At 63.7% G+C, this 25,431-nt stretch carries 26 protein-coding genes and 1 tRNA gene; 11 read left to right on the top strand and 16 right to left on the bottom strand.

All coding sequences use genetic code 11. The features are described 5' to 3' along the window. Positions 1-68: 68 nt before the first annotated feature. A complete protein-coding gene (locus tag NTD82_RS09185) occupies positions 69-422 on the bottom strand; it encodes a hypothetical protein (RefSeq protein ID WP_095155568.1) in 354 nt (117 codons plus the stop codon). A gap of 265 nt (positions 423-687) precedes the next feature. Beyond that, a tRNA-Ser gene (locus tag NTD82_RS09180) sits at positions 688-777 on the bottom strand. A gap of 289 nt (positions 778-1,066) precedes the next feature. On the opposite strand from NTD82_RS09180, the gene NTD82_RS09175 reads away from it, so the two are divergent. The 3 genes from NTD82_RS09175 to NTD82_RS09165 all read left to right on the top strand — a co-directional run bounded on the left by NTD82_RS09175 (position 1,067) and on the right by NTD82_RS09165 (position 3,641). Beyond that, entirely contained in the window at positions 1,067-1,756 is a 690-nt protein-coding gene (locus tag NTD82_RS09175; RefSeq protein ID WP_262128520.1) for a crotonase/enoyl-CoA hydratase family protein, read from the top strand. A gap of 124 nt (positions 1,757-1,880) precedes the next feature. Further along, positions 1,881-2,603 carry a lysophospholipid acyltransferase family protein gene (locus tag NTD82_RS09170; RefSeq protein WP_095155566.1) on the top strand — a complete coding sequence of 241 codons (723 nt, stop codon included), beginning with the start codon at positions 1,881-1,883 and terminating at the stop codon, positions 2,601-2,603. Positions 2,604-2,669: 66 nt separating this feature from the next. After that, positions 2,670-3,641, top strand: a complete 972-nt coding sequence (locus NTD82_RS09165) for a magnesium and cobalt transport protein CorA (protein WP_095155565.1) — start codon at positions 2,670-2,672, stop codon at positions 3,639-3,641. On the opposite strand, the gene NTD82_RS09160 is transcribed toward NTD82_RS09165, so the two are convergent. Next, the gene (locus tag NTD82_RS09160; RefSeq protein WP_095155564.1) at positions 3,619-4,347 is read right to left on the bottom strand and encodes an amidotransferase; all 729 of its coding nucleotides are present in this window, start codon (positions 4,345-4,347) and stop codon (positions 3,619-3,621) included. The genes NTD82_RS09165 and NTD82_RS09160 overlap by 23 nt on opposite strands. 534 nt (positions 4,348-4,881) lie before the next feature. Here NTD82_RS09160 and NTD82_RS09155 point away from each other — a divergent pair. Then, the gene (locus tag NTD82_RS09155; RefSeq protein WP_262128519.1) at positions 4,882-5,682 is read left to right on the top strand and encodes a cytochrome c; all 801 of its coding nucleotides are present in this window, start codon (positions 4,882-4,884) and stop codon (positions 5,680-5,682) included. 3 nt (positions 5,683-5,685) lie between these two features. On the opposite strand, the gene NTD82_RS09150 is transcribed toward NTD82_RS09155, so the two are convergent. The 6 genes from NTD82_RS09150 to NTD82_RS09125 form a co-directional block, all read right to left on the bottom strand. After that, entirely contained in the window at positions 5,686-6,480 is a 795-nt protein-coding gene (locus NTD82_RS09150; RefSeq protein WP_262128518.1) for a transglutaminase family protein, read from the bottom strand. Next, positions 6,477-7,427, bottom strand: a complete 951-nt coding sequence (locus NTD82_RS09145) for an alpha-E domain-containing protein (RefSeq protein WP_095155561.1) — start codon at positions 7,425-7,427, stop codon at positions 6,477-6,479. The genes NTD82_RS09150 and NTD82_RS09145 overlap by 4 nt, the downstream gene beginning before the upstream one ends. 3 nt (positions 7,428-7,430) lie before the next feature. Next, positions 7,431-8,840, bottom strand: a complete 1,410-nt coding sequence (locus tag NTD82_RS09140; RefSeq protein ID WP_095155560.1) for a circularly permuted type 2 ATP-grasp protein — start codon at positions 8,838-8,840, stop codon at positions 7,431-7,433. 200 nt (positions 8,841-9,040) lie between these two features. Further along, a complete protein-coding gene (locus NTD82_RS09135) occupies positions 9,041-9,370 on the bottom strand; it encodes a ribonuclease E inhibitor RraB (RefSeq protein WP_095155559.1) in 330 nt (109 codons plus the stop codon). A gap of 207 nt (positions 9,371-9,577) precedes the next feature. After that, a complete protein-coding gene (locus NTD82_RS09130) occupies positions 9,578-9,814 on the bottom strand; it encodes a hypothetical protein (RefSeq protein WP_095155558.1) in 237 nt (78 codons plus the stop codon). A gap of 159 nt (positions 9,815-9,973) precedes the next feature. After that, positions 9,974-12,058, bottom strand: a complete 2,085-nt coding sequence (locus NTD82_RS09125) for an LTA synthase family protein (RefSeq protein ID WP_262128517.1) — start codon at positions 12,056-12,058, stop codon at positions 9,974-9,976. A 212-nt stretch (positions 12,059-12,270) separates the two neighbouring features. Between NTD82_RS09125 and NTD82_RS09120 the strand changes: the two genes are divergently transcribed. Beyond that, complete coding sequence (locus NTD82_RS09120) at positions 12,271-12,744, top strand: methylated-DNA--[protein]-cysteine S-methyltransferase (protein WP_175653683.1); 474 nt, start codon at positions 12,271-12,273, stop codon at positions 12,742-12,744. A gap of 6 nt (positions 12,745-12,750) precedes the next feature. Here the strand turns inward: NTD82_RS09120 and NTD82_RS09115 are convergent, their stop codons facing one another. Continuing rightward, the gene (locus NTD82_RS09115; protein WP_095155555.1) at positions 12,751-12,942 is read right to left on the bottom strand and encodes a PLDc N-terminal domain-containing protein; all 192 of its coding nucleotides are present in this window, start codon (positions 12,940-12,942) and stop codon (positions 12,751-12,753) included. A gap of 126 nt (positions 12,943-13,068) precedes the next feature. Between NTD82_RS09115 and NTD82_RS09110 the strand changes: the two genes are divergently transcribed. Further along, positions 13,069-14,010 (top strand): ZIP family metal transporter, encoded by a 942-nt coding sequence (locus NTD82_RS09110; protein ID WP_262128516.1) that lies wholly within the window; start codon positions 13,069-13,071, stop codon positions 14,008-14,010. Here NTD82_RS09110 and NTD82_RS09105 read toward each other — a convergent pair. Then, positions 14,007-14,537 (bottom strand): hypothetical protein, encoded by a 531-nt coding sequence (locus tag NTD82_RS09105; RefSeq protein WP_095155553.1) that lies wholly within the window; start codon positions 14,535-14,537, stop codon positions 14,007-14,009. The genes NTD82_RS09110 and NTD82_RS09105 overlap by 4 nt on opposite strands. A 60-nt stretch (positions 14,538-14,597) precedes the next feature. After that, positions 14,598-15,119 carry an ankyrin repeat domain-containing protein gene (locus tag NTD82_RS09100; RefSeq protein ID WP_095155552.1) on the bottom strand — a complete coding sequence of 174 codons (522 nt, stop codon included), beginning with the start codon at positions 15,117-15,119 and terminating at the stop codon, positions 14,598-14,600. Positions 15,120-15,392: 273 nt separating this feature from the next. Here NTD82_RS09100 and NTD82_RS09095 point away from each other — a divergent pair, with 273 nt between their 5' ends. Then, positions 15,393-15,665, top strand: a complete 273-nt coding sequence (locus NTD82_RS09095) for a DUF3509 domain-containing protein (protein ID WP_095155551.1) — start codon at positions 15,393-15,395, stop codon at positions 15,663-15,665. A 96-nt stretch (positions 15,666-15,761) separates the two neighbouring features. Here NTD82_RS09095 and NTD82_RS09090 read toward each other — a convergent pair whose 3' ends face one another. The 4 genes from NTD82_RS09090 to NTD82_RS09075 form a co-directional block, all read right to left on the bottom strand. Continuing rightward, positions 15,762-20,294 carry a hemagglutinin repeat-containing protein gene (locus tag NTD82_RS09090; RefSeq protein WP_262128515.1) on the bottom strand — a complete coding sequence of 1,511 codons (4,533 nt, stop codon included), beginning with the start codon at positions 20,292-20,294 and terminating at the stop codon, positions 15,762-15,764. A gap of 24 nt (positions 20,295-20,318) precedes the next feature. Beyond that, positions 20,319-22,034, bottom strand: a complete 1,716-nt coding sequence (locus NTD82_RS09085; RefSeq protein ID WP_262128514.1) for a ShlB/FhaC/HecB family hemolysin secretion/activation protein — start codon at positions 22,032-22,034, stop codon at positions 20,319-20,321. A gap of 198 nt (positions 22,035-22,232) precedes the next feature. Beyond that, positions 22,233-22,799, bottom strand: coding sequence for a murein L,D-transpeptidase family protein (locus tag NTD82_RS09080; protein ID WP_095154205.1), 567 nt, complete (start codon positions 22,797-22,799; stop codon positions 22,233-22,235). A gap of 27 nt (positions 22,800-22,826) precedes the next feature. Further along, on the bottom strand, positions 22,827-23,387 hold the full coding sequence (locus tag NTD82_RS09075; RefSeq protein WP_262128513.1) for an NUDIX hydrolase: 561 nt from the start codon (positions 23,385-23,387) through the stop codon (positions 22,827-22,829). A 130-nt stretch (positions 23,388-23,517) separates the two neighbouring features. Here NTD82_RS09075 and NTD82_RS09070 point away from each other — a divergent pair, with 130 nt between their 5' ends. The 4 genes from NTD82_RS09070 to NTD82_RS09055 all read left to right on the top strand — a co-directional run bounded on the left by NTD82_RS09070 (position 23,518) and on the right by NTD82_RS09055 (position 25,427). Then, entirely contained in the window at positions 23,518-24,117 is a 600-nt protein-coding gene (locus NTD82_RS09070) for a CoA pyrophosphatase (RefSeq protein ID WP_095154203.1), read from the top strand. A 41-nt stretch (positions 24,118-24,158) separates the two neighbouring features. Further along, positions 24,159-24,683, top strand: a complete 525-nt coding sequence (locus NTD82_RS09065) for a gamma carbonic anhydrase family protein (RefSeq protein ID WP_262128512.1) — start codon at positions 24,159-24,161, stop codon at positions 24,681-24,683. Continuing rightward, entirely contained in the window at positions 24,683-24,895 is a 213-nt protein-coding gene (locus tag NTD82_RS09060) for a DUF1289 domain-containing protein (RefSeq protein WP_262128511.1), read from the top strand. The genes NTD82_RS09065 and NTD82_RS09060 overlap by 1 nt, the downstream gene beginning before the upstream one ends. 64 nt (positions 24,896-24,959) lie before the next feature. Continuing rightward, the gene (locus NTD82_RS09055; protein ID WP_095154200.1) at positions 24,960-25,427 is read left to right on the top strand and encodes a VUT family protein; all 468 of its coding nucleotides are present in this window, start codon (positions 24,960-24,962) and stop codon (positions 25,425-25,427) included. Positions 25,428-25,431: the final 4 nt, after the last annotated feature.

The following is a 25,431-nucleotide window of genomic DNA, read 5'->3' as shown; positions in this document are numbered from 1 at the left end:
GGGGGGGTTCAAGAACGGAGCCCCCCCCGGGGGGGCGGGCGGCGCCCCCCCCTCGACTGCCGGGGCAGTTATCGCGAACCCAGGTAGAACAAGCCGCCGATGAAAATAACGAAATACAGCGGCCCACGGAAGGCGACCGGGATTTTCCAGACCCCCAGGCCCCACAACCCCCAACTGCCCACCAGCAGCAGGAGCATCTGGAAGGCCATGAACATCCTGTCCTGGGAGAGCGCCTTGGGAATGCCAATGAATATCCCCATCGAGAGAATCAGCAGCCCGAGGACAATGAAAATGTCGGCGCGGCACAGATTGCCTTCGTTGAGTTTTTCCTCCTCCCGCACATAGGAGGAGTTAGCGTTCTGGGCATTCTGCTCACTGTTGTGCAACTTGCCACGCTGGTCTCGATACTTGTTGTCGAACACGCGAAGTACTCCTGTAAGTTCATGCCGCCGGTCCCATCCGTTTGAATGTAGCCGATTATGGCAATACGCCATAATTTTAACGAAGGCATACAAAGACTGCGCTTTTGGAGATGAGTTCAGGCTGACCAGAAAAAATCGGCGCCACGCTGACCAGGACGGTCGGGAGACAAAACGCGGGCAATAAAAAACGGCGATTTGCGGGGTTAACCTACAAATCGCCGTTCTTTGCGCCCGGCAAGTCAATGACTTGCGAGGCGTTTGAAAGTGGCGGTGAAGAAGGGATTCGAACCCTTGATACAGTTTCCTGTATACACACTTTCCAGGCGTGCTCCTTCAGCCACTCGGACACTTCACCGGATCTCTTCAAGCAGTTCAGCCTGTCGAGGCGCGCTAATGTAGTCGAAAGGTTTATCGATGGCAAAGGTTTTTTTCAGATTTTTCATGCGTTTAAGCCAATCCGCGAAAAATGGCGGGTGGCAATGGCAATTTGGCCAATCTGTGGTGTGCTTTGCCAGTCCTGGTCAGGCGAGCCCCGTCGAGCAAGGACGGCAGGCGATACGGTGACCCACCGGTCAGTCATCGTGCTTTACCTGACTGCGGCGGCTGGGTAACGTCTTTGCCACTTCTTATAAAGGAACACCGCCATGAGTGAGCTGATTACCTACCAACTGGACGACGGTATCGCGACCCTGACCCTGAACAACGGCAAGGTCAACGCCATTTCGCCCGATGTGATCGCCGCCTTCAATCAGGCGCTGGACCGCGCTACCCAGGACCGGGCGGTGGTAATCGTCACCGGCCAGCCGGGCATTCTCTCCGGCGGCTACGACCTCAAGGTAATGACCGCCAGCCCACAGGCCGCTGTGTCCCTGGTCACCGCCGGCTCGACCCTGGCCCGGCGCATGCTCTCCCACCCCTTCCCGATCATCGTCGCCTGCCCCGGCCATGCCGTGGCCAAGGGCGCGTTCCTGCTGCTGTCGGCCGACTACCGCATCGGCGTCGAAGGGCCGTTCAGCATCGGCCTGAATGAAGTCCAGATCGGCATGACCATGCACCACGCCGGTATCGAGCTGGCCCGCGATCGCCTGCGCCGTGCGGCGTTCCACCGTTCGGTAATCAACGCCGAGATGTTCGACCCGGTCAGCGCCGTGGACGCCGGCTTCCTCGACAAGGTGGTGCCTGCCGAGCAACTGACCGAGGCGGCCCTGGCCGCGGCGCAACAGTTGAAGAAGATCAACATGAACGCCCACAAGCACACCAAGCTCAAGGTGCGCAAAGCACTGCTGGATCTGCTCGACGACGCGATCATCCGCGACCAGGAACACCTCGGCTGAATCCAGCCACCGGGCCAGGCGCAGCCGCGTCTGGCCCTTGTCCATTTGCCCGGTAACACAGGACGTTTGCCGCCATCAGTGCACGACCGTACACTGGCCCGTGTTTTATCGAGTGAGTCGTACGATGCTTTTCCTTCCTCGCATGCTCCTGCTGGGTGTCCATTTCATCCTGGCGGGCGTGATCGGCGTGATCATTGGCCTGTGCCGTCCCTTCAATCCCGATAACAGCCGACTTTATGCCCGCGTGTACGCCTGGCCTTCGAGCTGGCTGCTGCGGCTGAAGATCGAGGCGGAAGTCGGTCCGCTGTTCGACCAGCCACCCGGCTGCGTGATCATCGCCAACCACCAGTCCAACTTCGACCTGTTCGTGCTCGGCAACGTAGTGCCGCCACGCACCGTGTGCATCGGCAAGAAGAGCCTGGGGTGGATCCCGCTGTTCGGTCAGTTGTTCTGGCTCGGCGGCAACGTTCTGGTCGATCGCGGCAATGCCTTCCAGGCCCGCCGCGCCATCCAGACCACCACCCGCACCCTGCGGGAAAACCACACCTCGATCTGGGTGTTCCCGGAAGGCACGCGTAACCCGGACGATCAGTTGCGCCCCTTCAAGAAAGGCGCCTTCCACATGGCCATCGACGCCGGCGTGCCCATCGTTCCGGTGTGTGTCAGCCGCTATGCGCGGCGCTTGAGCATCAATGGCTGGCGCCGCCAGCGGGTCATCATCCGCTCGCTGCCGCCGATTGCCACCGCCGGCCTGAGCCAGCAGGACGTCGCGGCCCTGGTGGAGCAATGCCGTACGCAGATGCAAAACTGCATCGATCTGATGGAGCGCGAGGTCGGACGCGGCTGAGCATTTGCCGATTCGCCAGGGTCAGACCAAGCTGTCAGTCACGTTAACGCAGAGAAATGGACAACCATGGGTCGAGTCGTTGCAGCGGCGGTGTACAGCGCCGGCAGGAAAGTCACCAATATCAGCCTCGACGAAGGCGCGGAGTGGGCGAAGAAGCCCGGGCACTTCGTCTGGATCGGCCTGGAAGAGCCCAACGCCCAAGAGCTGGCCAACCTGCAACGGCAGTTCAACCTGCACGAGTTGGCCATCGAGGACGCACTGGAAAAACACAGCCGGCCCAAGCTGGAAACTTTCGGCGACGCGCTGTTCATCGTCACTTACTCGCCGGTGCGCCAGGAAGGCAAGCTGGAGTTCATCGAAACCCACATCTTCGCTGGCAATGGCTACATCATCACCTGTCGCAACGGTCACTCGAAGTCCTACGCCCTGGTCCGTCAGCGCTGCGAGGCGCGGCCACTGCTGCTGGAACACGGTGAAGACTTCGTGCTGTACGCCCTGCTCGACTTCGTCACCGAAAACTACCAGCCGGTCAGCGAAGCCATTCACGGCGAGATCGAAGAGCTGGAACAGAGCGTGCTCAGTGGCTCGCTGAACGAACAAGACATCCGCCGCATTCACGGTCTGCGCCGCGACATCCTGCGCCTGCGCCGCTATGTGGCGCCGATGGTCGAGGTCAGCGAGGAATTGCAGCGCCTGGCCTTCCCCTTCATCGACAAGAACATGCGCCCGTACTTCCGCGACGTGCAGATCCACGTCACGCGGCAGATGGAGGACCTCGCCGGCATCCGCGACATCGCCAGCCAGACCATCGAGATCGGCATGCTGCTGGAGTCGTCACGGCAGAGCATCGTGCAACGCAAGTTCGCCGCCTGGGCGGCGATCCTGGCGTTTCCTACAGCGGTGGCGGGCATCTACGGCATGAACTTTCAGAACATGCCGGAGCTGAGCTGGCACTACGGCTACTTCGCCGTACTGGGGGTGATCGTGGTGGGTTGCACCGCGCTTTATGGCAGTTTCAAGCGTTCGGGCTGGCTTTAGGCTGCGCCACAAACCGCATCATCCACTCCGCGACAGTCTGGCCCTGGTGATCCACGCCCAGGCTGTCGACGCCCTTGCGATACACCTCCTGCCCCAGATGCTCCTGACGGAGTTCCAGCAGCGCGCGGGAATAGTCGTGGATAAATTCCGGGTGGCCCTGGAAACACAGCACCTGGTCGCCGATGTGATACGCCGCGTAAGGGCAGAAGTCACTGGAGGCAATCACGGTGGCGTTTTCCGGTAGCGCGGTGACCTGATCCTGGTGGCTGATCAGCAAGGTCAGCTCTTCAACCTGCGGACTCATCCATGGCGCCTTGGCGGCCATCACATAGCGGTGGGTGCCGACGCCCCAGCCCTGGCTGGCGCGCTCGCTCTTGCCGCCCAGCAGCAGCGCCAGCAACTGATGGCCAAAGCACACGCCCAGCAGCTTGTCGCCGCGGCGGTAGCGCTCCAGCAGGAAGGTCTTGAGCGTCTGGATCCACGGATCGTCGCCGAAGGAGTCGGCCTTGCTGCCCGTCACGAGGTAGGCATCAAAGACCTCGTCATCAGGCGGGTACTCACCGTTCATCACGTTGTAGACCGTGAATTCGGCGGCGATCGGCTGGCGGGTAAACAGTTGCTCGAACATCCGTCCATAGCCCTGATACTGCTCGACCAGCTCAGGTCGCAGGACGTCGGTTTCCAGGATGCAGATGCGTAACGACATAGACTTGGCCCTGAACGACAGTGGTGAAAAAAGACCGGTAGAGCCTGCCGCGAATATGGGCTACAGGCAAGCGTTGCCTCGGACGAACGGTCATTTCATTGCAAGGCGTGTGTGTATCCCGCGCACGCGTCTAGTCGGGCACGTCTTACGCATATGGCATAAAGCCTCATAAGAAAAAACGTTAACAACACTAAAGTCGAGACGAAACCGATCTAAAACAGCGGTAACGTTGCCCCTAAGGTTGGTTGTATACCGATATCCAGCAGGTTTGTAGCCGGTACGGGAAATCCCGTGCATTTCGTGGCCAGCGGACCCTGGAAAAGGATGTCTCTCGCTCTCAGGAATAACAACAAGAAGGCAGTCAGCCATGTTCAAACAACACAAAGTACGTCAGGCCGGACTCATTCTGTTCGCCACCACACTGCTGCTGATCCTGCCGAACCTCACGCGCCTGTTCGGCTGATCGCGCCCGGTATTCTCAGCGTTCCTGCGCTCTGGTATATGCTGCCGACCCTCACTGGTTGGAGACCGTCCATGCGCCTTCGCTTCGCCCTCCTGCTCAGCGTGCTGAGCCTGCCGTTGCACGCGGCGCAATTGACCCTCCAACTGGGCGACAGCGACAAGCAATGGCAAACCGCGGAGTTGCTCCAGCACCCGCAGGCCCGGGACATCCGTATCGAGCAGGATGTGTCGTACAAGAAGCCCATGACGTATCGCGCGGTGCCTTTGGCGGTCCTGCTGGAAGGGATCAAGCCGGATGACCATCTGCAGGCCGTGGCCCTCGATGGCTTCGCTGCCGAAATGCCCGCCGCCGCGTTGCTCAAGCAAGGACCGGCACAAGCCTGGCTGGCGGTGGAAGACCCGGCTCACCCGTGGCCGCCACTGGCCAAGGACAAACCTGGCGCCGGTCCCTTCTATCTGGTCTGGACGCACCCCGAGGCCGGCAATATCAGCCCCGAGCAATGGCCCTTCCAGGTGGCCAGCATCCGTCGCCTGTCGCCGGTGGCCGAGCGTTTTCCCGCCCTGCTCCCGGCCCCCGGCCTGGCCGCGAATGACCCGGTGAACCGCGGCTTCGCCCTGTTCCAGAAGAACTGCCTGGCCTGCCACCGCCTCAACGGCGCCGGCGATGCCCAGTTCGGTCCGGACCTGAACCTGCCCTACAACCCCACCGAATACTTCCGCCCCGAGTTTCTCCGCCGCTATATCCGCGACCCGCAGAGTCTGCGCCAGTGGCCGCAAGCGCGGATGCCCGGCTTCAGCGCAAGCATACTGCCGGACGCCGACCTCGACGCCCTGCTCGCCTACCTCGGCCATATGGCCAAACGCAAACCCTGACGCTTACTGCTGCGCCGAGAACCCGGATGTCACCAGCACGTTGGCGTGCATCTGCTCGTACCCGCCGCCCCGGCGCATGCCGCGTACCGGGCAGGCGTCGAGGTAATCCAGGCCCACCGCCAGCTTCAGATGGCGCTCGGGCACCGCGAGCTGGTTGGTCACATCGAAGCTGTACCAGGCGCCGTCCAGCCAGGCCTCGGCCCAGGCGTGGCTGGCCATGTGCTGGCTGTCGTTGTCGAACAGGTAGCCGGACACATAACGCGCCGGCACCAGCAGGCTGCGGGCGCAGGCGATAAAGGCGTGGGCGTGGTCCTGGCAGACGCCCGCACCGCCGGCGAAGGCCTGGGCGGCGCTGGTGTCTACCGCGGTGGCACCAGGGCGATAGGCCATACGCTCGTGCAGCGCCCCCATCATCTCGATCAGCGCGCTGCGATCACGGCGTTGCCCGCACTGCTGGCCGGCAAACCCACGCAGCGCCTCGTCGGCCTCGGTCAGGCGGGTGAAGCGCAGGAACGGCAAGGGTGACTGCGATTCGTGTTCGGCTTCGCGAGTCGGATCGATCTCGACTTCACCGCGCGCGGCGATCAGCAGGTCGACATGCGGTTCTTCCAGGCTGAGCACATGCAGAATGTTGCCGAACGGATCGCGCCGGGCCTGCGCGGGACGCGGCAGGTCCAGTTCCCATTGCAGCACCTGCTGGCGCTCGTTGTCCGGGGGCGTCAGGCGCAGGTACTGGATGCTGGTTCGCACCTGGTCTTCGTAGTGGTAGGCGGTTTCGTGGCTAATGGTCAGTCTCATACGACCTCCAGGTAAGCGCTGTGAATGGCGTTGCCCAACTCACGCACCAGCGGAATGTAGTGGTTCAACCAGGGATGCAGCCCTTGCGAGAGGATTTCGTCGATGCCGGTATAGCGCAGACGGGCATCCACTTCCGCAGCCAGGCGCTGGGCCGGACGGCCGTTGGCGCCGGGCAGGCTGGCGAGGATCTGGTCGATTTCTTCCGTGCAGGCACGCAGGGAACGGGGGACATCGGCACGCAGGAGCAAGAGTTCGGCAACATGGCGCCCCGTGGGAGCGTCGCGGTAGATCTCGGTATAGGCCTCGAACGAGGACAGCGCGCGGAGCAAGGCACTCCACTGGTAATAACCGCGGGCAGAGCTGTCGCTGACGGTTTCGGCGTCCTCACCGAACATCTCGTAACGGGCGTCGAGCAGGCGCAGGGTGTTGTCGGCCCGCTCGATGAAGGTGCCCAGGCGAATGAAGCGGAAAGCGTCGTTGCGCATGATGGTGCCGTAGGTGGCACCGCGGAACAGGTGCGAGCGCTCCTTGATCCACTCGCAGAAACGACTCATGCCATAGCGCCCCAGGCCCTGCTCGGCGATGCCGCGAATCTCCAGCCAGGTGGCGTTGATGTTTTCCCACATGTCCGCGGTAATCCGCCCACGCACCGCATGGGCGCTGGCCCGCGCGGCGCCCAGGCAACTGTAGATGCTGGCCGGGTTTTCCGGGTCGAGGGCAAAAAAGTGCAACAGACGCTCGGCGTGCAGTTGCCCATGCCGGCCCAGGTAGTCATCCAGGGTGCCGGTGATGCGCAGCGCCAGCGCCATTTCGTCCAGGCCATCGCCGCGACCGTCCTGCGGCATCAGCGACAGCGAATAACTGACATCGAGCATCCGTGCGAGGTTTTCCGCCCGCTCCAGATAACGCGACATCCAATACAGGTCCGAAGCCGTTCTACTGAGCATGATTCAATCCTCGACCACCCAGGTGTCCTTGGTACCGCCCCCCTGGGACGAGTTCACCACCAGCGAGCCCTCGCGCAGCGCCACCCGCGTCAGGCCGCCGGGCACCACGCGGGTCTCCCGTCCGGCCAGGACGAACGGGCGCAGGTCGATGTGCCGCGGCGCAATGCCGTTCTCGACGAAGGTCGGGCAGGTCGACAGCGACAGGGTCGGCTGGGCGATATAGGCCGCCGGGCGGGCCTTGATGCGTTCGGCGAAAGCGGCGATTTCCGCCTTGGTCGACGCCGGCCCCACCAACATGCCGTAGCCGCCGGAGCCCTGGGTTTCCTTGACCACCAGGTCCGGCAGGTTGGCCAGCACGTGGGAAAGCTCTTCCGGCTTGCGGCATTGCCAGGTAGGCACGTTCTTCAGGATCGGTTCTTCGTCCAGGTAGAAACGGATCATCTCGGTGACGTAGGGATAGACCGACTTGTCGTCGGCCACCCCGGTGCCGATGGCGTTGGCCAGCACCACGTTGCCGCAGCGATAGGCCGACAGCAGGCCGGGCACGCCGAGCATGGAGTCGGGGTTGAATGCCAGCGGATCGAGGAAGGCGTCGTCCAGCCGGCGATAGATCACGTCGACCGGCTTGGGGCCGTCGGTGGTGCGCATGAATACCCGCTCGTCGCGAACGAACAGGTCCGCCCCTTCCACCAGTTCCACACCCATCTCGCGAGCGAGAAAGGCGTGTTCGAAGAACGCGCTGTTGAACCGCCCCGGGGTCAGCACCACGACGCTGGGGTTATCCAGCGGACTGGAGCTTTTCAGGGTGTCGAGCAACAGGTTCGGGTAGTGGTCGATCGGCGCGATGCGCTGGGCGGCGAACAGTTCGGGAAACAGCCGCATCATCATCTTGCGGTCTTCGAGCATGTAGCTGACACCGCTGGGCGTGCGCAGGTTGTCTTCGAGCACGTAATAGCTGCCGTCGCTGTCGCGAACCAGGTCGACCCCGGAAATGTGCGCGTAGATGTCGCGGTGCAGGTTCAGGCCCTGCATCGCCAGTTGGTATTGATCGTTGGCCAGGACCTGCTCGGCGGGAATGATCCCCGCGCGGAGGATGCGCTGGTCATGGTAGAGGTCGGCGAGAAACATGTTCAGCGCCTTCACGCGCTGGATACAGCCGCGCTCTACCACCCGCCATTCGCTGGCCGGGATGGCCCGCGGAATGGTGTCGAAGGGGATCAGGCGCTCAGTGCCCTGCTCGTCCCCGTACAGCGTGAAGGTGATGCCGGCGCGGTGGAACAGCAGGTCCGCCTCGCGGCGGCGCTGCGCCACTTGCTCAGGCGGCGTCTGCGCCAGCCAGCGGGCGAATTCCCGATAATGCGGACGGAGCTGACCGTCGGCGGCGTACATCTCATCATAGAACGTGCGAATCATGCCGAACTCCTTGTCACCCGTGCACAGGCACTGTCGCAAAGCCCGTGCCAGCGGAATTAATCCTTTTCAATCAACGGGTTGGGGAAATCCAGAAAAGACGCCGCACCAGACTTGTGCAGCCAGCCCCACGCGAATAGGGCACGCGCTTCATTGCGAAGCGTGTGGGTTCCCGGGACGGCCAGGCCGCCCCGGGGTGCATTTCAGGTTACCGCGCGCTCCTGCTTCACTCCCCAGCCCTGGGCTTCACCGCCCAGTGGCACGACCACGGCTTCGAAATCCTGTTCGAATTCGCCGATGCCACCATAGGTGGCGTACATGATCTTGCTCAGTTCCAGTTGCCAGCCGTCGTCACTTTCATGCACCTGGGCACACAACGACTCACCCCGGAACTTTCCTGCAGCCCTGCGCGCCCGTTCCTCGTCCGGGAATACCGCATAGAACTCGATTGGATGGATTTGTGCGAAGTTGAAACCGCCTTCTTTCATGCGGCGCAATACCGTGCTGCTGATGTCCTCGTACAAGTTGCTCATGAATCGTCCTCCTCAATCACGATGGATAGACTTTCAGTGCTTGCGCACTTACCCCTGGCGCGGGACGCGGGTGGGGTTCTCGAGCGAATGCAGCAATGTTGCGGTAATGAATGTAGCGGTAATGGGAGAAAAGAGCCGTCGCCATAACCGACGGCCCTGCATGCAGCGTAGCGGCTGGTGAGGCACAACGCCAGCCAGCCTGTGGATTCAGGTCCGTTCAGTGATGTCGGTGATCTCCACCCCGTTCTGTTCCTTCAGCCACTTCGCGGTCGGACAGTCGGCACGGTCCTGGAAATCATTGAGGTCGAGTTCATCCATGACCGGGAACAGGTGGCCCCTGATCCGCCGCGCTGCGTCTTCAATGCTCGGGCGGTCTGCGGCGGCAAGCAACAACGAAGTGCGTTCGCCCTTCTGGTCCACAAAAGTGATTTCCCACTCTTTCATCTGGCGTGTCCTCGATGGCAGGTACAGGAGTGTTTCCAGCCTGTCTTCCGTTGACCCTCGCCTGCGGACATTGTTCAAGTCGGTTGGCCCGGCGGCGCACCCATAAAAAACCCCGGTCAGGCCGGGGTCTTGTGCAACGAACGGATTACGCCAGGGCGATCAATCCGGGATGCCGTGGACAACACCGGCGGTATTGTCCAGCAGGCTCTTGGTTGCGGTCTGGATGAAGGACTCGAGTTTCTTGAGCATGGCGTCCTGCTCCGGATGCTCGATCAACTCGGCCTTGAACTCGCTGCCCAACTGATAACGGTACAGGCGCGGCGACATGTCCTTGGACTCGATCAACACGCGATCACCCTGGATCAGGCCGACGATCTGCTCGCTGCCCGAAGGCTTGATCATGCCGATGCCCTGATCGCCTTCCGGCAGGTTCAGCAAGTCACGTCCCCAGCACTGGTGACGGGTTTCGCCACCCAGGCGGCCCATGACGGTCGGAACGATATCGATCTGGGTGCCAACGGTATGGCTGCGCTTGCCGAACTTTTCCTGGATGCCCGGAGCGATCAGCAACAGCGGCACGTTGAAACGGCCCAGGTCCAGCTCAGTGACCTGCTGGTTATTGCCGAAGCCATGGTCACCGACGATGACGAACAGGGTTTCCTTGAAGTACGGCTCCTTGCGCGCCTTCTCGAAGAACTGGCCCAGGGCCCAGTCGGAATAACGCATGGCGGTCAGGTGTTCGTCCAGGCGACCATGACCGGTCACCGGCTCAACCGGCAGGTCTTTCGGCAGGGCATACGGGGTGTGATTGGACAGGGTCTGGAGTAAGGCATAGAACGGCTTCTTGCCATAGTTGTTCGCCAACTCCTGGTTACCGCGGTCGAACATGTCCTGGTCGGACACGCCCCAGGTCGGGTCGGAGAACACCGGATTGACGAAGTCATTGCGGCCGATGAAGGTGGTCATGCCCTGGTTGCCGAAGAAACCGGACTGGTTGTCCCAGGCGAAATCACCGTTGTAGACGTAGACATCGTCGTAGTCTCGGGCGCTGAGCAGCGCGGGCAGGCCCGACAGTTTGTGGCCGCCTTCCGGGGTCTGCATCAGGTATTCGAAGCCCGGCAGGTTGGGGAAGCAGGCCATGGTGGCGAACATGCCCTGGTGGGTATGGGTGCCGTTGGAGAAGAAGCGGTCGAACAGCAGGCCTTCCTCGGCCAGTTTGTCGAAGTACGGGGTGATGTTGCCCGAAGCCCCCAGCGCACCGACGGAATGGCCGGCGAAACTCTCCATCAGGATGACCACGACGTTCTTGATCGGCAGGGTGTTCTCGGCCGGCGGCGTGAAGTCACGGCGAATCGCGGCGCTGTCGGCGTCGACCAGCTTGTCGCTCGGCGTCAGCAGCATCTGGCGCACCGTGTCCTGGGCGACCTTCTGATCGAGGGTGGACTTCCAGATGTTGTCGCGGTCCTCGGACATGCGGCTCTTGGCGGCATCGATCAGGGTCAGGGTGCCGTTGAGACCCAACTGGTTGACGAAGTTCGAGTCGGTGGTGAAGGCATCCCCCCAACGCATGGGCGGGCCCTGGCGCAGGGTGCCACGGGCGGCAATCACGGCCACCAGCAGGATCATGAAGAACACCACGCCGCGCACGTACCACGGCGCCACGCTGCGAGCACCGGCGAGGTTGCTCTGGTACTCGCCACGGGGCCGGGTCAGACGGTCGATGCCTTTGAACGCCAGGCTCATCACGATCGTGCCGCCGACCCACGCCAGCAGGTAGCGCACCACCGGGAAGCCGTACCACAGCATGCTGCCGACGGTCTTCGGGTCTTCCTTGATGTACTGGAATACCAGGCCGTTGAGGCGCTGGTGGAACTCGCGGTAGAAGTCCATCTCCACCAGGCCGAGGAACAGCACGATGCTGGAGGTCAGGGTCAGCCACAGGCGGAAGAAACCGCGCGCCGCCATCGCCCGCGCACTGAGGATCGCCAGCAGCAGCGGAATGCTCAGGTACACCACCACCCGCAGGTCGAAACGCAGGCCGTTGAGGAAACCTTCCACGACAGTGGACGACGGCGTATCGCCAACCATGTCGCTGTTGTAGGCCAGCAACGCGAGCCGCACCAGGCTGAGCATCGCCATGATCGCCAGGCCGCACAGCAGGGTGTAGAGCAGGTGTGATTTGACCGTTGGTTGCAACAGGCGCGAAGCAGCCCGCTGTTGACTCAAGGCGTCCGTATTAGCCATGAATTGGAAGATCCCTGGGATTCGGTTGTGGAAGGCATTGACGCGAAGCGGCGGCAGCGGCTCGGGTTATACCCGAAAAGTGCCGAACCATTAGGCGAATGGATAATTGCGCGCGCGGATTGTCTGCAATCGATTGTGAAAATTTCGTTGAGAACACCGGGGCCGCGGATCAGGCTATCTTTATTGCCCTCTCAAGCAAAGAGCCCGCCCACATGCACTATCGCTATCACCCCAGCCCCATTGGCCAGTTACTGCTGGCGGGCGACGAACAAGGCCTGCACCTGTTGCACATGGACAGCGCCCATCCCTGGGAACTGGATGCCACCTGGCGCCAGGCCGACAGCCAGCTCGACGACGTGGCGCGGCAGCTGGACGAGTATTTCGCCCACAAGCGCGAGCGCTTCGAACTGCGCCTGGCTGCCCGCGGGACGCCGTTTCAACAGGACGTCTGGCGAGCACTGGTGAACATCCCCTACGGCACCACCACCAGCTACGCCGAACTGGCCCGCACCATCGACCGGCCCAAGGCGATCCGGGCCGTCGGCACGGCCAATGGCGCCAACCCCATCGCGGTGATCGTGCCCTGCCACCGGGTGATCGGCAGCGATGGCAGCCTCACCGGATTTGCCGGCGGCCTTGAGCGCAAGCAACTGCTGCTGCAACTGGAAGGCGCGTGGCTGATCTGAAGCGCCCTACAGCCGCACATCGCCTCGCGGTCCGGCGATGGCCCAGATGATCAGACCGAGCACCGGCAACAGCAGGATCAGCAAGATCCACAGCACCTTGGCGCCAACCCCGGCGCTGCTCTTGATCACGTTGATGATCGCCCAGATATCCAGGGCAAGGATGATCAGGCCAACCAGCCCGTTGAACGCGGAACCCATGATGAAGCTCCCATGTATGAGTGAGCCTTCAGGATAGCTGGCTATTGGCCTGATAGACGCGTTTGCTTCGGCTCCGCCCTGCCGCTGTGCTTACACTCGCGCCATTGCCTTTCGGAGAAATGCGTTATGCCCTCGACGTCCAGCCACAGCCACTCCGCCCCCGTGTCGCTCTACACCGCGTGGCTGCAACAGGCGCAATCCTCGCCCTGGATGAGTGCCGGCCTGGGTCTGAGCCTGCTGGCGGTGCTCTGGCTGATGGGCGCCAGCGCCTGGAACGCCATTCACGGTGACCACCAGGAAAACCTGCACATGGCCCTGCTCGGCGGGCTGGCCGGTTTCTCCGCCACCGCCCTGGGCGCATTGCTGGCCATCGTGCTGCGCGATGTCAGCAGCCGGATGCAGGACGTGATGCTCGGCTTCGCCGCCGGGATGATGCTCGCCGCCAGCTCGTTTTCATTGATTCTGCCGGGCCTCGACGCCGCCCGGGAGATTACCGGCAGCGGCCCCTACGCGGCCCTGACGGTGGTGGTCGGCATGGGCCTGGGCGTGTTGCTGATGCTTGGCCTCGACCGCTTCACCCCGCACGAACACGAAAGTACCGGCCCTTGCGGCCCGCAGGCCGAGCGGATCAATCGGGTCTGGCTGTTCGTGCTGGCGATCACCTTGCACAACCTCCCCGAAGGCATGGCCATCGGCGTGAGCTTTACCACGGGTGACCTGAGTGTCGGCCTGCCGCTGACCAGCGCCATCGCCATTCAGGACATCCCCGAAGGCCTGGCGGTGGCCCTGGCGCTGCGCGCCACGGGGCTGTCGACGTTGAAGGCGGCGCTGGTGGCGGTCGGCTCGGGCCTGATGGAGCCGATTGGCGCGGTGATCGGCCTGGGAATTTCCAGCGGCTTCGCCATCGCCTACCCGGTGAGCATGGGCCTGGCGGCGGGCGCGATGATCTTCGTGGTGTCCCATGAAGTCATCCCGGAAACCCACCGCAATGGCCATCAGACCTCGGCGACCCTCGGCCTGATGGGCGGCTTCGCGGTGATGATGTTCCTCGATACCGCGCTGGGTTAAACGTGCAGCGCCACCCGCAGCGCTTCCAGGGCGGGCGCTGCGGTGATGTTCAGTTCGGCGCACAGTTCCAGCACCCGCGGCAGGTCATTGCCGCACACCAGCACCATCTGCAACTCGTCGTCCAGCAACTGGCTGAAGTTCATCAGCACATAGCCGCCGGCTTCCTTGTTCATGCTGCCCATCTGGATCTGGATGCGGTTGAGCGCGGTCAGCGCCTCGACCTTGGCCAGTTGCTTGGGTTTGATATTGAACGGGACGCTCTGGTCAAACGAATCGGTGATCTGCGCGAGCAGGTCCTGGTAGCTGTCGGCCTGGAACAGCACGGTGTCGGGCAGGCTGCCCACCACCACCCATTCACCCAGCGGGATCGGGAAGGTGTCGTCGTAGTTGATATCGGGGTTGGCGGCGAGGAAGCCCGCAGGATCGGCATAGGCCTGCACCGCTTCGTCGGCGATCCGCTCGATGTCCTGCTCGGTCATGCAGCCGGAGCTGATTTTGCCAAGGAGTTCGACCAGTTGGTTTTTCATGAGAGGCCCTGCGACGCTGGAAAAAAGTCGCCAAGGATAGCCGCAAAAGCCTCCCGCCGGTTAGGCCAGCGCTTGCAACTGCTGCGTGGTGTCAGCAGCGCCCATGGCCTGGGCGGCGCCGAGGGCATCGATGCCACGGGCGTCGCGGCGCTTGGGGTCGGCGCCGTGCGCCAGCAGGTAGTCGACGATCGCTGTGCGGTTGAACATCGCCGCCATCATCAGCGCCGTGCGCCCGTCGCCTGCGGCCGCATCCGGCTCGGCGCCCTGCTCCACCAGCAACCGGACCATTTCCAGGTTTCCCTTGAACGCCGCGCCCGCCAACGGCTGTTGGTTATTGTCGTTGGCGATGGACGGATCGGCGCCATGCTGCAACAACACCCGCGCCGCCTCCAGATGACCGTGATAGCTGGCGAGCATCAGCAAGGTGTCGCCCTTCTGGTTGCGCAAATTGGCTGGCAGACCGTTCTCCAGCAGGCGGGCGAGCATCGGCGCATCGCCCTGGCGGGCCCGGTCGAAGACTTGCGCGGCAAAGGCGGCAGCTTCATCGGCGTCCATGGTGACGGGCTGACGTTGATCGGACATACGGAACCTCCTGACGGGGATAAAGCCCAAGTCTTGTGAGGATTGGTCCCGGAATGGCTGTGGATAATTCCATGGCGTCGGCAGAAAAAACGCGAGGGCGGACGACCCTTGCAAAATGCACTGTGCAAAATGCACGACCTTGCACAATGCACGGCGGCCTTATTGCCAAAAAACAATAAGACACTGATTTATAAAGTATTTTTAATTTCCGGAAAGCTGGCACAGTCGCTGCACCCATCACTCCATGTCTGCCACCCACAGCCAGGAGCTGATATGGACCTCATTCAGGAAAAATTCGCCTCGGTATTCTCCGCCTACCAAGTGGCCACTCAAGCCCGCCCTGATGGCGGCATCCTGCTGACGCTGCGTGCTGCCGACGGCACACAGGTCAAACGCTCGATTTCCTACGCTCAACTGCACAGCGCCGAACAACTGTCGTGGGCCATCAGTGCCATTCGCCGTGACCTGGCCGAGCAAGCTAGCGAGTTGCCGGTGATTTCGATGTTGCAGAGCCAGCAGCGCTTTGCTTTGCCGACTTATCGCTGAGCGCTGACACTATCGCGAGCAAGCTCGCTCCTACAGGGTGTAGGAGCGAGCTTGCTCGCGATGGGGCCCCAATTGATTTAACTGACGGGCGGAACCTCATTTTTTCTCAATAATCCCCGACTCCAGCCTCACCTCCCGATCATGTCCCCCGGTGCGCAACAGCCCCAGATCCAGCGAAGAATCCCCTTCCTCCAGATTCATCCCGCCATTCTTGTAGGTATTGACCAGATCGCTGCCCAGCTCCACTGGCGCATTCGACAGGTTGGTCCCCACCACTCGCCGCACATCGCGGCCGTTCAGGGTTTCCTGGCTGATCCGCTCGCTACCCAGTTCGACCTTGCCCTGGCTTGAACGAACATCCGCCCCCGACAGCTTCACATCGCCGCCGACCTGCAAGGCAACGCCTTCCTGCCCGCTCAGCCGGCTCTGGCTGGCGACGCTGTCACGCCGTGCGTAATCCACTTTCAGGTCCAGCGTCGGTGAAATGCCCGGGTCGGCGCTCTGCACCGCGCCGCCGACTTTCTTCTCGGCGCTGGCACCCAGCGGACCACCGAAGGAGCGCACGGCGTTGAGGTAGCCCTGCGGGTTCTTCTCCCGGCTCAGTTGCGCATCGACATTCACCTTCAACGCGTTGACCCGGTCCTGGCGGCTGGCCAGTTGCAGGTCACCGCCGATAACGCCTTCGATACGCCCGGCATTGACCCGCACGCCGTTGAGCAGCATGTCGTTCATGCTGTACAGGCCGACGTTTCCGGCGTCGAGCTGGCTGTTCTGGTGCACAAGGTTGTCGCGTTGGTCGAGGTTGAACTGCGCCCGGCCATACAGACCTTTTTTCGTGTCGTCGCGCGTGGCTGCCGGGGTCATGGCGATGCCGGCACCCACGGTCAGGTCGAGGTTGTCGCGGCGCTCGCTGCTGGTGGCGGACTCGATCAGCACGCCGCCGTTTTCCGCCGCGACCTTGATCCGCTCGGCCGATGCCTGCAGGCCCTCAAGGTGAATCGCGTCGTCCTGTCTCGCCTGGCTCGACAGGTTCACCTCCTGTTGCGCGGTGAAGACCGCGCCCTGGGTACGGCGGTCGGACTCGGAAATCCGCCCGTTGCTGAAATGCCCGCCCAGCCCGCCGCCCTTGCCGGCGTCGTTCATCTTCAAGACCACCTCACCGCCGCCGCCAATGTTATCGCCGCTGGCCTCATGACTGTCGCTGGCCGCCAACACCCGCAGCGGGCCGTCGGCCTGCACGTCGATATTGGTTGGCTTGGCGCCGCTGCTGCCGATGCGGGTGCCGGCGAGCGTCAGCTCACCGCCGGCCTTGAGGCGGACATCGCCCGTGCTGTCGATGCTGGCGACCCGCGCCTGGCTGTCCTGGCTGTCGCTGCGTTTTCGATCCAGATAGCCACGGGCCTCCAGTGCACTGCCCGCCGGGCTGTTACCCGCCTTGAGCCAGGCATTGCCGTCGAGCTGGCGCAGGCTCTGCTCCTGGCGATCGTTGGCCTGGGGCAGGCTGAGATTGCCGGCCGTCTCGAGGGTCAGACCGCCCTTGCCGGCGTCGAAGGCGGTGCCCTCGTAAAGCCCGTCGCTGCCCAGTTGAATCTGGATGCCCTGCTGACCGTAGAGGCTCCCCGGGCGGGCGGTGGTCGTGGTGTTGCTGCTGCTCAGCGATCCGCCCTTGCCGGTGATTTTCCCGGCAATGTCCTTGCCCGTGCTGGTTTCCACCCGGGCAGTGCCGCCGGCTTCCAGGCGCTCGACGGTTTCGGCGGTGGTGTCTTGCGCGGCGACGAACTGGTGATTCCGCGCATCGATCTGCAGTCCGCCTTTTTCGGCGCGGTAGCGAGTGCCGGTATCGCTCACCTCATCGGCCTGGACCTTCACCGTGGTGCCGGACAGCTCGCTGACCCGCGCGGTTTCGCTGCGGCTGGTCTGTTCGCGGTTGAGGTGCTCCAGCGCCAGGTCCACGCCCAGGGTCGGCGGCGCCAGGGCGTCTTCCACCGAGGCTTGCTGGAAGCGCGCGGCCTCGTTGCCGTTGATCAGGTTTTCGATCGGACGGGTGATATCGCGGGTTTCCAGACTCAAGCCCAGGCTGCCCTGCCAGTTGCGCTCGCTGTCGCGGGTTTCGCGGACGCTGGCGGTGGCGCGGTTTTCCACCCGGGTTGCGTCGACCAGCAGGTGCTCGCCGGCGCTCACCTGCGCCGCTTCATTGATCAGCGTGTCGGCCTTGATGCGTAACGGTCCCGCTGCCGTCAGCTCGCTCGGGAGGCTGTCGACCAGGCTTTCCTCCTGTTCCCGTCGCTGGTAGGCACCCTCGTAGCCGCCGCCCTGGCGATCCATTCCTGCGGTCACCGCGAGGCCGCCCGCCGAGCGGGTGCTGGTGCTGAGTTGCCGCTCGCGGGTGGTTTGCGCGCCCAGGGTGACGGTCTTGCCGCTGATATCGATGGCGCCGCTGCTGTCGAGGTTGCTGCTGTTCAGCGACACGTCGGCCTGGCTGCCAATGTTGATCGCCGCGCCGCTGAGCTGGCTGGCAACCAATGTGTCCTGGCTGGCGCTGCGCTCGCTTTTTTTCACTTCATAGCCCGCTGAGGCCACGTATTGCTTCGACGCCGGCTTGCCGTCGAGCGCTTCGGCCGTCTGCCGGGCGCTGGCGTAGAGGCTTTTGTCGGTTTGTTGGGTGGTGCTGTTTTCGCTCTGGGTGGCGGCGCTGACGTGCAGGTCTTTCGCGGCGTCCAGTTGCAACTGCCCGCCGGCTTTCAGCCGCGCACCGATGACCCGCAACTCGTCGGCGCTGGCCAGGCGCAGGTTGCTTTCCGAGGCCAGGTCGCTGACCAGCGCGGTGTCACGTTGCTGGTGGGTGTCGGTGCTGCTGCCGAGCAGGCCGAACAACTTGCTGTCTTTGCTGCTGGTGCTGCGGGTCGAGCTTTCCCGCGCCGCTTCGACGCTGAGCAGGGCCTTTTCGCTGGCCAGCAGGGCGTCGCCGGTGCTGCTGATCCGGCTGCCGCTGACCCGCACTTCATCGGCGATCACGGTCAAGGCACCGCCCGCCTCAAGCTGGCTGCCACGAACGGTGTGCTGTTCGCCTTGTGCCCGCTCGCGGTTGCCGAAAAACGCCCCGGAGGCCAGGTCGCCCCGGTATTCCTTGCGGGAGTCACTGCCCTTGAGCGAGGTCCCGGCGATATCGAGTTCAGGGGTTTTGATGCTCATGTCCGCGCTGCTTCGCAGCTCGCTGCCGATGATGCGGGTGGGCCCCGCCGCCTCCACGGTCAGGTTGCGGCCTGAGAGTTGGCTGGGGCGGGCGCTTTCGCGGTAGTCGTGGGTGTCCTGGTCGCCGCGCCACAGGTGCTTGCGGTGGCGAATGCGTTCGTCGCGGGTCACGCTGTCGATGCCGGCGCTGACCTCCAGCGTGTTGCCGCTGCGCAGCTTCAGGTCGCCGCCTGCTTGTACCCCGGCGGCCAGCAGGCGGGCGTCGCCACCGGCGTCGAGGGTGATGTCGCTGACGGCCTGGAAATCGCTGCCGGTGGTCAGGCGTTCGACTTCGCTGCCCGTGCGCTCGAAGGTTTCGGTGGTGACGAACCACCACTTCTTGTCCCACTTCTCGTTGTCGCGGCGGATGCTTTCGCGGGTCTTGGCGTCGAGGGTGAGGTTTTTGCCGGTGCGGACCTTGATCTGTTCGGCCCGGCCTTCGACGGCGCTCAGCGTCATGTTGTCCTTGGCATCCAGCTCGAGGTTGCCTTTGCCCGCGTCGAGACGACTGCGTTGCTGCGCGCTGCCGCTGATCTTCAAGTCCCCGGCCGAGCGAATGCTGATGCCTTGGCGAGCGTCCATCGACGGCGCCTCGATTCGCACGCCCGCGCCCTCGGCGGTGCTGATGATCCGGATGCGCCCGGCCTGCATGGCGCCGAACAGCCTGGCGTCGATAGAGCCCGGCGTGCCGGCCAGATGCTCGACGATCTCGCCGCTGGCGCGGTCGATGCGGTTGCGGCCGACGGTCAGGTCCAGGTCGGTCGCCGCGCGAAGTGGGCCATGGCTCTCGATGCGCGGGGCGATCAGTTCCAGGGCGCCTTCTGCATTGCTCAGACCAAGGCCGTCGACCCGCAACTCGCCGCTGGCGGTGAGGCTGTTGAGGTAGGTGAGGCGCTGGTCTTCGATTTCCGGGCGCCCCACCAGAAAGCCCGCGCGGGTGGTGTTGATGAAGCTGCCGCCGTTGATGGTGATGCCGTTGGGGTTGGCGAGGATGTAGTCGGCGGGCTGGCCGAAGATTTCCTGGGTGCCGTCGATGCTGGAGGCGTTGCGGCTGATCACCTCGTTGAGGATGGTGGACGCCGCCTGGCCTTGGAATTGCGGGTTGGCGCCCAGCGCGCCGGCCAATTGCGATTGCCCGGCGTGCAGGGCGTTGTTGAGCACCACGCCAGGCTGGCCGACGTTGTAGTCGAGGAACTGGTTGTGCGACAGGCCGCTGGCGGACGGCGCGACGATGTTGATCACCGGCACACCGTTGTGCTCGTTGATGGATGGCGTTCCGCCCGGGCCGGTGGCCGGTTGCAGGCCGTTGTTGGCGATGGCTCCGGTGGGAACCAGCAGGCTGACGCTGATCGCCCAGCGCAGCAGGTCGGGGGTGAACCGTGGAGGTAGAGGGGTCATGGTGGTCTCTCTCTTGGGTGGGGATCAGAACGTCAGGGTCAGTTGCGCGCGCCAGTAGCCCGGCTCCAGATCGCGGCGCCGCGTGCCGCTGGCCTGCAGGGCGCGCTGGTAATCGAGGCTCAGCTGGCCGCGAGGCAGGCTCAGTTGCAGGCCGGCGTGGGCGCCGAGCAGTCGTTGTGTGGGGCTGCCGTGGTCGTAGCGGCTCCAGCCGGCGTCGAGGCCGAGGCTCGGACGGATTTCCAGCGGCACCGGCAGCGGGTTGTTCAGCGGCAGGCTGAGGGTGTTGCGCCAGACCGCGCCGCTGGCGCCGGACACCGTGGCGCGACGAAAGCCCCGCACCGCCGTGTCGCCCGCGACCGCCATCTGCTCGATCGCGGGTAGCGGTTCAGGGCTGTATTGCAGGCTCAGTTCGCTTTCCCAGCGCCAGCGAAACGCGGGATCGACGCCTTCGCGCAGTTGCCAGAGGCTTGCCAGGTACTTGCGGAACAGCGGCTGCGGCGCGCGCGGGTTTGCTGCGCGGTCATCGGATCCGAACCAGCCGAGCCCCTGGTTGTAGCCGAGGGTGGCGTTCCACAGCGCATCGTCGCGCCAGCTCAGGTTGAGACTGGCATCGAGGCTGGTGAGCGTCGGGCTTTGCAGGCGAAGGCGCAGTCTTTCGCTGGAGAACCGCGTGTCCAGGCGCTTGTAGTTGAGCCGCAGGTTGGCGCCGAGGGTGGTGGACTGGTCGTGCCATAGCGCGCGGTCCACGCCGAGGCTGTAGAAATCGCTCTGGCCGCTGTTGCTGGCGTTCGAGCCGGGCAGGGCGGCGCGGTATTCCAGGCGGTCCAGGCTCAGGGCTAAACGCCAGGGGCCATAAGGGCTGTTGTAGTAGAGCCCGTAGCCACGGCTGTCGCCACGCCCGGGCAACAGGCGGCGAAGGCTGTGCAGACGCAGGAAATCGTTGTGTTCCAGCGGACTGTCTAGGCTCAGGCTGACACCCAGTCGCTCGCGGCCCGTCGCCTCGCTGCCGCGGTTGTCGAGGCTGGTGGCCAGCTTCAGGCGTGATGCCGGTTGCCGTTGCGAGCGAATGATCACCCGCGTGCCGCCTCGCAGTTCGCCCGGCTCAAGGTCCGCGCTGAGGTCGAACGCCTGCAGGCGATTCATCTGGTTCAGCCCCTGCTCCAGCGTGCTCAGGCGCAGTGGCTGGCCAAGCAGATCGGGAAAGGCGCGGGACAGCGACAACGGCAGATCCGGGTCATCGAACTCCACCGATTCGACAAAACCTTCGACGATCAGGATGTCCAGGCTCGCCCCCGCGTGCGGCGGCTGGGCCAGATAAGGCCGGCTGGCGAGGTAACCCTGTTGCAGGTAAAGCCGAGTGATGGCTTTGAGCTCCGCGTTGACCCGTGCCTCGTCCATGCACGGTTGCAGCAACGGATCGACCACCTCGTTCAGCGCTTCGCGTGAAATCAGCGTGTTGCCCGCCAGGCGAAGGCCGGAGACAGGCCAGCAGCCTTCGGTTTCGAGCGCCGCAGCGGGCGTCTCGTTCGGCGTATCGATGACCGTCGGTGGCGTGAGCTGGCGCAAGCGCTGTTGCCGCTCCAGGGCCTCTGCGTCGCGGCGTTGCTCGCGCAATAGCGGCAGGACCGAAAAGGCCTCGTCGGCCAGCGCGGGTGCCACGAACAGCAAAATCAGGGTGATGAAGACCGTGGATGCCAGCGCCGGGTAGCGCGGGTTTCCGGTTCGCGATGAACGGGACATAGGCTGGCGTCCTTATGTTCTTGTTCTAGGACGAAGGAAGCATTTCAGGTGAGATGAATCTAAGGGAGGAGCATCCGTTTGAATGCTGGGGATGAGCGTGAGGAGGGGTAGGGGACGAGCGCGAGTGCCCTCGGAAATTTCCGAAGGTTATTCAGGAGGGTAGGAAATGTCCGGCGCGAAGGCGCCGGAGCGGGTCGATCAGGGGCGGATCTCGATCATGGTGCCGTCTTTTACCAGGCTCCAGACTTCGCGCATGTCGGTGTTGCGCATGGCGATGCAGCCTTCGGTCCAGTCCAGCGTATGGAAAAGCTGTTCCGGGTTGTCCTCCGTGTCCGGCGTTCCGTGAATCATGATCATCCCGCCGGGCTGAACGCCTTCGCGACGTGCCCGGGCGGCATCGGTGACGTTGGGGTAGGACACGTGGATCGCCAGGTTGTAGCGGTCCGAGACCTTGCGCCAGTCCAGCCAATAGAAGCCTTCCGGGGTGCGCTTGTCGCCCTCGCGCTCCTTGGCGCCGACGGGCTTCTTGCCGAGGGAGATGCGGTAGGTCTTGAGCGGTGCGCCATTGCTGATCAGTTCAAGGCGGCGCTGCGACTTGAGCACCAGCACCTTGTCGATCCGGTTCGATGGCTTGACCTCGGCGGGAGAGGACTGCGGCGCAAGCGGCGCGTCCTTGAGGATCGGCTTGGTGACGATGGTTTCGGTGTAAGCCGCCTGGGACACCGAAGCCACACTGAGGCAGAAAAGGGCAAGCAACCAGCGCATGAAACGGTATCCCTGATAATCGCGGTTTTACGAATCGGACTTGGGTGGCGGGGCGAACGACGCTGGCAGGCTCTCGGTGTGAACCGGGTAGTGCTGCCTTTCGCGGTCCCGATAGTAGCATTCTAGTGTGACGCGGATCGTCCTGAAAGCCAGCTCGTCCCACGGGATCTCGTTTTCTTCGAACAGGCGCACTTCCAGGCTTTCCTCGCCGATATCGAAGTCCAGGTCGGCCAGTTCGGCGCGGAAAAACACGTGTACCTGGTTGATGTGCGGCAGGTCGTACAGGTGATACAGGGTCATCTCGCCCAGGCGCGCGCAGGCTTCTTCGACGGTTTCGCGGCGGGCGGCCTGTTCCATGGTTTCGCCGTTTTCCATGAAGCCGGCGGGCAGGGTCCAGTAGCCGCGGCGCGGCTCGATGGCGCGACGGCACAGCAGCACCTTGCTGCCATGGTTCGGCAGCACGCCGGCGACGATATTGGGATTCTGGTAGTGGATGGTCTGGCAGTGGTCGCAGACATAACGCAAGCGGGAGTCGCCTTCGGGTATGCGCTGGGTGACCGCTTTGCCGCACGCGCTGCAGTATTTCATGCTTATCTTCCTGGGAGGTGCGCTATCTTCGCGCCGCGGTCCCGCGCCCCGCAAGTGCGATCGTCGCCGGGGGTTGGGCGTGGCGCGGCTTTGGTGCATGATGCAGAACGTTACTGGAATGAGAGAGACCATGCTGGACGAGCTACTTCGCCGTGTGAGCAGTCACACCCCGGGCACCCTGGAAACCGATCGACGTTTTCCTGAGGCCGCGGTGCTGCTACCGATCACCCGTAGTGAAGAGCCCGAGCTGGTACTGACCTTGCGCGCCAAGGGCCTCTCGACCCACGGCGGCGAAGTGGCATTCCCCGGCGGTCGCCGCGACCCGGAAGACCCCGACCTGATTTTCACCGCCCTGCGCGAAGCCGAGGAAGAAATCGGCCTGCCACCCGGCTTGGTGGAGGTGATTGGTCCATTGACCCCGCTGGTCTCGTTGCACGGACTGAAAGTCACGCCTTTCGTCGGGCTGATCCCCGATTACGTCGAATACCGGCCCAACGATGCCGAGATCGCCGCGGTGTTCAGCGTGCCGCTGGAGTTCTTCCGCCAGGACCCGCGCGATCACACCCACCGCATCGATTATCAGGGCCGCAGTTGGTACGTCCCCAGCTACCGCTTCGGCGAGTACAAGATCTGGGGCCTGTCGGCGATCATGATCGTCGAACTGGTCAACCTGCTCTACGATGCGCGCATCAGCCTGCACCATCCGCCTGAACGCTTCACCCCACTCTGAGCGGGATCACCCGCCGCGAACCCCACCGTGAGGAACCACGCATGAAATACCGTCTGGGCGACTTTCGGGTCGAAACCCATCCACAAAGCTGGGTGGCGCCCAATGCCACGCTGATCGGCAAGGTACGCCTGCAGGCGGGCGCCAATGTCTGGTTCAACGCGGTCCTGCGTGGCGACAACGAACTGATCGACATCGGCGCGAACAGCAACGTCCAGGACGGCACGGTGATGCACACCGACATGGGCTCGCCGCTGACCATCGGCAAGGGCGTGACCATCGGCCACAACGCCATGCTCCATGGCTGTTCGGTGGACGACTACAGCCTGATCGGTATCAACGCGGTCATCCTCAACGGTGCGCGGATCGGCAAGCACTGCATCATCGGCGCCAATGCGCTGATCCCCGAAGGCAAGGAAATCCCCGACGGCTCGCTGGTGATGGGCTCGCCGGGCAAGGTGGTGCGCGAACTGACCGAGGCACAGAAGAAGATGCTGGAAGCCAGCGCCGCCCATTACGTGCACAACGCCCAGCGTTATGCCCACGACCTGGCGCCGCAGGAGGATTGATGAGCACCGCTGAAAGGCCCGTGGCCTCACCTTGCGTCAGCATTTGCGCGCTGGACGAACAAGACATCTGCACCGGCTGCCAGCGCACCGCCGCTGAAATCACCCGCTGGGGCCGCATGGACAACACCGAGCGCCGGCAGGTGCTGCGCTTCTGTCACGAGCGCGCCGTGGCCGCCGGCCTGGTCTTCGCCCAACCCCGCGCGGCGAACTGATTCCCGGGGCTTGGCCGCACGCGGGCTGTGAAGTACCCTGTGCGGCTTGCTACCGGTGCCCCCAATGTTCTTTCTCATCGCCTATATCAGCAGCGTGGTGCTCATCAACTACGCCTTCTCCAGTGCGCCGCACCTGGACGTGATCTGGTCCGCCTGGGGCGGATTGGTGTTCGTCCTGCGCGACATGGTGCAGACCCGCTTCGGCCACGGCGCGCTGGTCGCCATGCTGGCGGCGCTGGTGCTGTCCTATGTCACCTCCGACCCGACCATCGCCCTGGCCAGCGCCACCGCGTTCGCGGTGTCCGAGCTGATCGACTGGGTAGTGTTCAGCATCACCAAGCGCCCGCTGCATGACCGCCTGTGGATCAGTTCCGCGCTGAGCATTCCGCTCGACACCTTCATCTTCTTCGGCATGATCGGCGCCCTGACGCCGGCCGTGGTCGGTACTGCCCTGGCGTCGAAATTCGCCGGCGTCACCGCGGTGTGGCTGGCCATGGCCTGGCGGGTGCGGAAAAACGCCATCGCCGGCTGAGCCG

It is taken from the genome of Pseudomonas sp. 5P_5.1_Bac1 (genome assembly GCF_025466015.1).
Classification (GTDB): Bacteria; Pseudomonadota; Gammaproteobacteria; order Pseudomonadales; family Pseudomonadaceae; genus Aquipseudomonas.
Note: the sequence above shows the minus strand (reverse complement) of the source record. Positions and strands in the feature narration are given on the sequence as shown.